This is a genomic window from Vibrio aestuarianus (genome assembly GCF_012395185.1).
GTDB classification, from domain to species: Bacteria; Pseudomonadota; Gammaproteobacteria; order Enterobacterales; family Vibrionaceae; genus Vibrio; species Vibrio aestuarianus.
The window spans coordinates 1-7,387 of sequence record NZ_JAAZTU010000064.1; the positions used below are offsets into that span (position 1 = coordinate 1).

Here is a 7,387-nt window from a genome sequence, read left to right on the forward strand (position 1 = left end):
ATATTTAGGTAGCCTAGCAATTAACAATATGAGCTAAATATTAAAATAAAACAAATGATTAAAAAGCCAATAAAAACAATTCATTAATTATCTATATTTTCATAAAAAATAAGGTAATGAAATTTCATTGCAACACTAGTTATTGATAATAACTAGTGGATGATAGCAATCATGGTTATTCTTTAAACCACAAAGAATCATCGAATTTACATAGATACCAAAGAAATGAGAATCAGAATTACTCAGCATTTACCATATTTATTCAAATTGATATGTGTGATGTAAATTAAAAATAACACCTTCCCCATAAAACCGCTGATATCCTTATACCCAAACCACTTAAAGTTGTAGGTAGGCGGTAAGTGAGCGAACCCCCAATCACATGGATAAACTATGTGATTGGGGTGAACGAACGTAACCAACACCGTTGCGGCTTCAAGTAGAAAGGGGTTAGCATAGCGGTAATAAAAAACAGATAATATATGGGTCATATTATCTGTTTAATAATTAGCATTTAAAAAATTTATCCCTCGTTTTTATTGATATTTGATTATTAGTTTTTCAACCTCACTTAGTGTAACAGCACGTCGCTTAGGAGCATCACCAGGCTTACAGGTCAAGCTTGCGAGTTTTGTATCAATAGCATCATAGAACTGAAATGTCATCTTATTCCTTTCAGCAGGTTCTAAATTACATATGACAAGCAGCTTATCACGATTATAATTAGATAATACAGTGGCTAGTCCTGCTGTATCAAAGTTTTGCCCAGCCCCATAGTTATAACTTTCGTTAAATTCCATTGGTGATAACGTAAATCCATTGGTTGGCATTTCCGTTGTTATAGTTTGATTTGCTTCAATAGCGTGTCCTGAAACACCTGGTATAAATGAATGAAATAATTGGTCCTGATCTACGTCACCAACTCTAAATTCAAGTGTAGCAGAAAATGCCGAACTACAGATGAGAAGAGTCGACACGGCTAAAGAAATAGATTTTAAATTCATATATTTTTCCTATATTTACACTTTTTAATAAAAAGAATATTCATTGTCAAAAATTAACCTATATTTAGGAAGCTTGACCATTAAAAATATGAGACAAACATAAAAAAAAGACAAATGATAAAAAAACCAAAAATATGATTAATTAATTATCTGTGTTTATCATTATTATTCTAATTAATATTTGTGATATTCATTCAAAATGATATTTCCTATAAACCGTTACATCCTTATCTAGAGAATAATACTCACTCACTGTAAAGTATGGTCTTCCTATCAAATTCACCATATACCCAAACAAATTGAAGGTTGCAGATAGCCAGCAAGTTATTTTGGGTATATCTATTCAAGCTAAAGCAATGGCAATAGCGGATTTTTTCGAAGCATTGATATCGAGTGACGAACATACAAAAAAGCAAAAACACTCACTGAATCTATCGAGATAATAGCTCATATCACAAGCGGTAATAATTAATCCCAAATTGTATTTGCTCTTTTTAGAAAATGAGATCGATAAAGACTATGCCAATCTATTTCTAAGTAAAAAGCAGCATAGTCAGATAGATAAAGAAACACAGATTAGGTGCGTTAAAATGAGTTTGAAGAGATCATTTTAAAAATCGCAAATATCAAGCTCATTCTGTATAAGGACGATACATTGTGAAGCAAACAGCATTCTCGGCCCAAGACTGATTTTCTGAGTATTGAGTCGTTTAAGGCTGTTCCAGCTTTTCTTCGGCATGGGGATATGGTCGGTGAGTAGAAAACAGCAATCACCAGAAAATTGATGCTCACGGATACTCTCGCCTTTTTTATCCAGTAGATACAATGAGTAGTATTCAGAAAGACGCTGTACTAATTTTTCAAAACTGATCGTTTCAACGCTTAGGCCTTGTTCGACCGAGCGCTCTTGCTCCTTACTCATTCCAACAGAAACATCTAACGCATGCGCAATCTTTGCAAGTAAAACCTGCTCGTGAAAACCACCTATGTTTTGTAAAAGATGGGATTCAAAACGCAACGTACGTGAGAAATCCTGTGTGCTTTCTAGTACAAGATAAACGACTACATCATCACGATGTGACTGCGCGGTAAAAATCGCATTCATAAGGACATGAGCTAAAATTTCAGTATGTGCCTCCTGCCCAACCGATGCTAGAAAGGTATTTTTATCTGTGGATGCTGCGCGCGCTCTAACTACAAAAGCTCTCATTTATACACCTCAACTCTCGGTCCGGGGTTTTTGTCTAACAATTTTGGGTCAATAGCCAAGATTTCACTATTACCCCAAATCGGCCGATACTCTACCACATACACTTTCCAGAAAAATATCAATTTATTGAAAAACGAATATGGCATTAGCGCATAGAGAAGTCCATTTCACACAACAGCATTCCTGTCAATAAAATGTGCGAGAAGCTAGCACCGCAGCACCAGAAAAAAGTACGACTAAAATTGCAACAGCGATAAGGATTTCTAACAACACTATACCGCGCTGCAGTTTAATCTTCTTCAATTTAAACACAATGCGATACTCTGATGAAAATAACTTGATTTAAGTGGGGGGGAAATAGTATTTCCAACAAATAAACTTGGACGAGGACAGTGAGGAAGGGTAGCAACTTATTATTTTTACACAACAAAACAGCAACGAAAGAAGAATATTCCTACATGAACTTGTTGGTATCTATCATTACAATGATGATAAATCTTGAACTATTGTTTATACTTCAATCAGATGAGTAGCAATGATAGATAACGCTCTCGTAGGAATTTTAGACGAGTACTATGAAACATATGTAGGAGTGCTGTTTGCGTGAGCTTTTCAATACTCAACAGATTCACTATTATTATCTTGACTCTGTTTTTTAATAATCACCTGTCGTTCGCGATGAATGACGCATACCACCTGTACCCTAACGGCTCTGCCAATTTATCCGATAGAGAATGTAACCTGAAACCTAATGAAATTCTTCGTATAGGAATTTTAGATGACTTAGGTGAACCATTTAGAATCACATTCGACGACAAAATATCCGGAATAGAAGCTGATTATATAAGGTTATTTATACCATGCCCTAAAAATAAAATAGATGTGGTTATTTATAATAACATAAAAAATCTAGTGAAATCTTTAAACAAAAACGAAGTTGACTTTATAATTGTAAATTATGACCTAAAAAATGAAAATTACACAAGCATCAAGTTTATTTCAGAAAAATATGTAGCCATAAATAAAGATAACATTGTTAAAAACAAAAAAGAAATATCAGTTGGGTATGTAAATAACTGCTATAAAGAATCCTTCATCAAACATGGCCATATGAATGTAAAATGCAAAAAATTTAAAAACTTCAAAAACGCATATATTGCTATGATTAGTGGGGATGTTGATACATCCATTATGGATTATTACTCAGCCATGTATTTCATTAATAGACTAGATAGTGAAAACATTAATATTCTCAATTATTTAGAAAAAGATGAATTTGAAAGATACATAGTATCAAACAATGCCCCTCTATTTAAAAGAGCAATAGAATATGTTTACCCAAGGTATTACCACCAATTGGTAAAGTCCATTTGGGGAATTGATAATATTCACAGCTATCCTATTGATCTAAACGAGGATGAAAAAAAATGGATAGAGACAGATAAACCGATTATAAAGGTAATATTCAACAGCTCATTACCACCTTATAGTTTTTATGATACTTCCGGTAAAGAATCAGGGATAATTCCAGAACTACTAACAGAAATTGGTATCAAAACGGGCCTTAAATTTCAATGGACAAGGCAAAACCACGTATTTGATATGATTGGAAGTCTGATACGAGGAGAGACCGATGTTGCTCCGTCATCACCGTATATTGAAGAATTATCAGAATATTTAGATTTTTCTATTCCATACACTATAGGTTCAGTATCTGTTGTAACGATTAAAAACCAACCACCAGACACATCAAATGATATCATTGCCGTAACAAATAATTATCAGTTACTGGATCATCTACGCTTTAAATTTCCTAATGCAAAAATAATAGTAGTTAACAGCACATTAAAGGCAATGGAGTTGGTTGCGAAAGGTGAAGCAACTTCGGCTTATGGGTATAGTGAAGTTGTTGATTTTTTTGTCGATGTATACTTTAAAAATACTTTAGAATCAAAACTACACACGACTGAATATAAAGTAGATCTTAGGTTTGCCATTAGTAAAAATTATGAAAATTATGAAATACTTAAGGGTGTCTTAGATAAATCAATTTCTCATTTAGGGTTTAATTATGTTGATAATTTAAGTGATCGATGGGATTCATACCTAGTAGATTCAGATATGGTTTGGGTAGAAAAAGAAACAGAGTTACAGCTATATATCTATATAATAACCTGCATATTCATACTAGTTATGCTATATTCAGTGATTTTTTTTGCAAGGGAGAAAAAAAGGAAAAAAGAATTACTTGAATGGCAATTTAGAGCAAACTTGATCGATGGTATTCCTATACCAATCGCTGTACGAGACGAGAAATCTCGATTTATACATTATAATAAGGCCTTTGCAGAATTTTCTTCCAGCGATAATCCTGAGCAAATTTTGGGAAAGAAAACATCTGAATACCCAAGTAAGCTTTTTGATAAAACTTTCTTCGAAAATGAAGAGAAAGAGTACTTAGAGCTATTAAAATCTAAATCTCATGGACAAAAAATAATTAAATCAACCATAAAAAATAAAGAATTGACAGTAAGGTTATGGTGGGTTCCTTATGTAATTGACAACAATGTTACTGGGTTAATCACTGGATGGGTCGATTTAACGGAGATAAATTATCTAAACGATCAGCTTATCAAATCAAGAGATGAAGCAATAAATGCAAACAAAGACAAATCAAATTTCTTGGCTGTTATGAGCCATGAGATAAGAACTCCATTGAATGCCATTGTAGGTACATTAGAACTTTCACTACTGGATATTAATAAGCGAGATGACTATTTAAAACAAGCATATGATTCCTCGCTAGGTTTATTAGATATAGTAAATAATGTATTAGAAATATCCAAACTTGAAGTTAGTGAAAAAGACCTAACGTTAACATATATAGATATTGCCACATTGCTAAATAATGTAGCAAAATCGTTTTTAGGATTATGTAACAAAAAAAATCTAGATCTAAAGATTGATATACGCTTTGATGAAAATCAATATGTTTTCTCTGACTGCAATTATATAAAGCAGATTCTAAACAATATTTTAAGCAATGCAATTAAATATACAGACTCAGGATCTATCAAAATTAGTTGTTCCCTAAAAGATGAACATATAGAAATAGATATCAATGATACAGGTATTGGTATGACTGAGAAACAACTAAGCGAGTTGTATCAACCTTTCGTGACTGATAGTACTAATGATGATAGCTATGGTCTTGGTTTATCTATTGTTCATAAACTTTGCAACATGCTCAATATTAAAATGAATATCACTAGCACCGTAGATATAGGAACAAATGTAAACTTATCTATACCTATTACCTCAAGATCGATTACTGACCTCCACAAAAGCATAGCCAGAGATGACACTCCGTCAACGACATTAAGTGGTAAAAAAATCTTAGTCGTCGACGACCACAAAATTAACCGAGATATCATTGAAAAACAGCTGAGTTTATTAAAAATGGATGTTTCAACTTGTAGCAGTGGCCAGGAAGGTTGGAAGCTATATAATGAGGTTGTAGATAACTTTGACATTATCATCACTGATTGCTATATGCCAGAGATGAGTGGATTCGAGTTTACGCAACTTATTCGTATGCGAGAAGCTAAGAATAATGAAAAATCAATTCCCATCATTGGCTTTACTGCTAATGCACAGCCAGATATGGTGGAACAGTGCCTAATATCAGGAATGACAGATTGCATGTTCAAACCAATCAACATTAAAAGTTTGAATGAAATAATTTGCATAAATCTAACTCAATTTGATACATGTATTGATATAGTAAGAATACGCAAGTTCGCATATGAAACTTGTCAGCCATTGAAGAACATGATGTTTAACTTACTCACAGCACTAGAAGATGAAATTCAAACCTTATCTATCGATGAATTAACCATTGAAGATCAACTCACTAGCGTACATAGGTTAAAAGGTGTGACTCAAATACTTGGTGATTTTGATTTGCTAAACAGTTGTGAATACTTTGAAAATGAACCAACAAGTCAGAATTTACTCAACATCATTGATAGAGTAAATCAATCAATCACTATAATTAAAGAAACTACTAAAAAGGTAAAGGTTTAAAGCCATGGCAACATTTATTTTAGTCGATGATCATTCAATAATATTAAGTAGCCTTAGGAGCGTGATTTCTTCTATGGGACATGTGATTCTAGATGAAGCGAAAACTGGTATAGACGCGATCAAAAAAATAAACATATTTGAGCCTCAATATGTAATATTAGATATTAGCATTCCCAAACTCGATGGATTTGAAGTAATTAAACGCTGTCCACCTAACCCTAATAGGAAATACATTATTTTCACTTCAATGCCAAGTAGCATACTGGAGGGGTACTTTAAAAAAATCAATATAGACAGTTATATATCGAAACAAGAAGACATTGTAGAAATAAAAAGAAAACTTCACATGTATATAGACTCATCGGAAACCGTTGGCAATGATAAAAATTCTGTTGATGACGCGATATCACAGGAATCAGATATACTAGAAAGTCTTTCTTCAAGAGAGCTACTGGTTCTTAAATACCTAGCTCAAGGGTATAGAAACAAAGAAATCGCACGAGAGCTCATTCTAAGTGAAAAGACAGTTAGCACATACAAAAAGCGTTTAATGGATAAATTGTGTTGCTCTTCTATCTCAAATTTAATTTTATTTGCTCATAGAAATAACCTTTTATAAGCGCATTTGAGAATATTCTTACTTTTAGTGTGTGGGGAGAATCGTTACTCTTGATAAGTATCTTTTTAACTTACTAGTTGGCAGTATGAAAAAATTTCCTTATCGTTTATTAGACCGAACAAAATACTTTCAAATGGAGATCAACAGTTTAGATCAATTAACTATTAGGAATCAGGCTAAATGTAAATTCAATACCTTTAAACGTAGCTCTATGTCCATGTTAGTTGAGAATGGGCATTTAAAAGAAAGAAAATATACCGTAACAAAATCAAAGGAATAGATCTGTCACTTATAAACATCTGACGCTGACGACGACTAGTCGAGATGAAAAATTAGTGGATGCCGACCTGCTAACAAAAAACATCAGACACACAGCAACTGGATATTTCAACATAGTACTCGCTCAAGTCCATTCCACAGCATGCACATGATTTTATCACACGTCAGACCGTTACCACACTACAACAC

4 protein-coding genes are annotated in these 7,387 nt (G+C 33.1%); 2 read left to right on the forward strand and 2 right to left on the reverse strand.

Translation table 11 applies throughout. The annotated features are described in order from the left end of the window. Positions 1-536 precede the first annotated feature (536 nt). Together HGG78_RS18090 and trmY are read right to left on the reverse strand one after the other, a co-directional pair. Positions 537-1,004 carry a hypothetical protein gene (locus tag HGG78_RS18090; protein WP_172533737.1) on the reverse strand — a complete coding sequence of 156 codons (468 nt, stop codon included), beginning with the start codon at positions 1,002-1,004 and terminating at the stop codon, positions 537-539. Positions 1,005-1,614: 610 nt separating this feature from the next. Next, positions 1,615-2,214 (reverse strand): tRNA (pseudouridine(54)-N(1))-methyltransferase TrmY, encoded by a 600-nt coding sequence (trmY, locus tag HGG78_RS18095; protein ID WP_053311112.1) that lies wholly within the window; start codon positions 2,212-2,214, stop codon positions 1,615-1,617. Between the two features lie 678 nt (positions 2,215-2,892). Between trmY and HGG78_RS18100 the strand changes: the two genes are divergently transcribed. Both HGG78_RS18100 and HGG78_RS19195 read left to right on the forward strand, forming a co-directional pair. Further along, positions 2,893-6,300, forward strand: a complete 3,408-nt coding sequence (locus tag HGG78_RS18100; RefSeq protein ID WP_172533738.1) for a response regulator — start codon at positions 2,893-2,895, stop codon at positions 6,298-6,300. 4 nt (positions 6,301-6,304) lie between these two features. Beyond that, complete coding sequence (locus HGG78_RS19195) at positions 6,305-6,919, forward strand: response regulator transcription factor (RefSeq protein WP_053311114.1); 615 nt, start codon at positions 6,305-6,307, stop codon at positions 6,917-6,919. The last annotated feature ends 468 nt before the right edge of the window (positions 6,920-7,387 follow it).

Excerpts from the sequence above, each read along its gene's own strand:
- trmY (WP_053311112.1), bottom strand. The coding sequence starts at position 2,214 with ATGAGAGCTTTTGTAGTTAGAGCGCGCGCAGCATCCACAGATAAAAAT.
- HGG78_RS18090 (WP_172533737.1), bottom strand. The coding sequence starts at position 1,004 with ATGAATTTAAAATCTATTTCTTTAGCCGTGTCGACTCTTCTCATCTGT.
- HGG78_RS19195 (WP_053311114.1), top strand. The coding sequence starts at position 6,305 with ATGGCAACATTTATTTTAGTCGATGATCATTCAATAATATTAAGTAGC.
- HGG78_RS18100 (WP_172533738.1), top strand. The coding sequence starts at position 2,893 with ATGAATGACGCATACCACCTGTACCCTAACGGCTCTGCCAATTTATCC.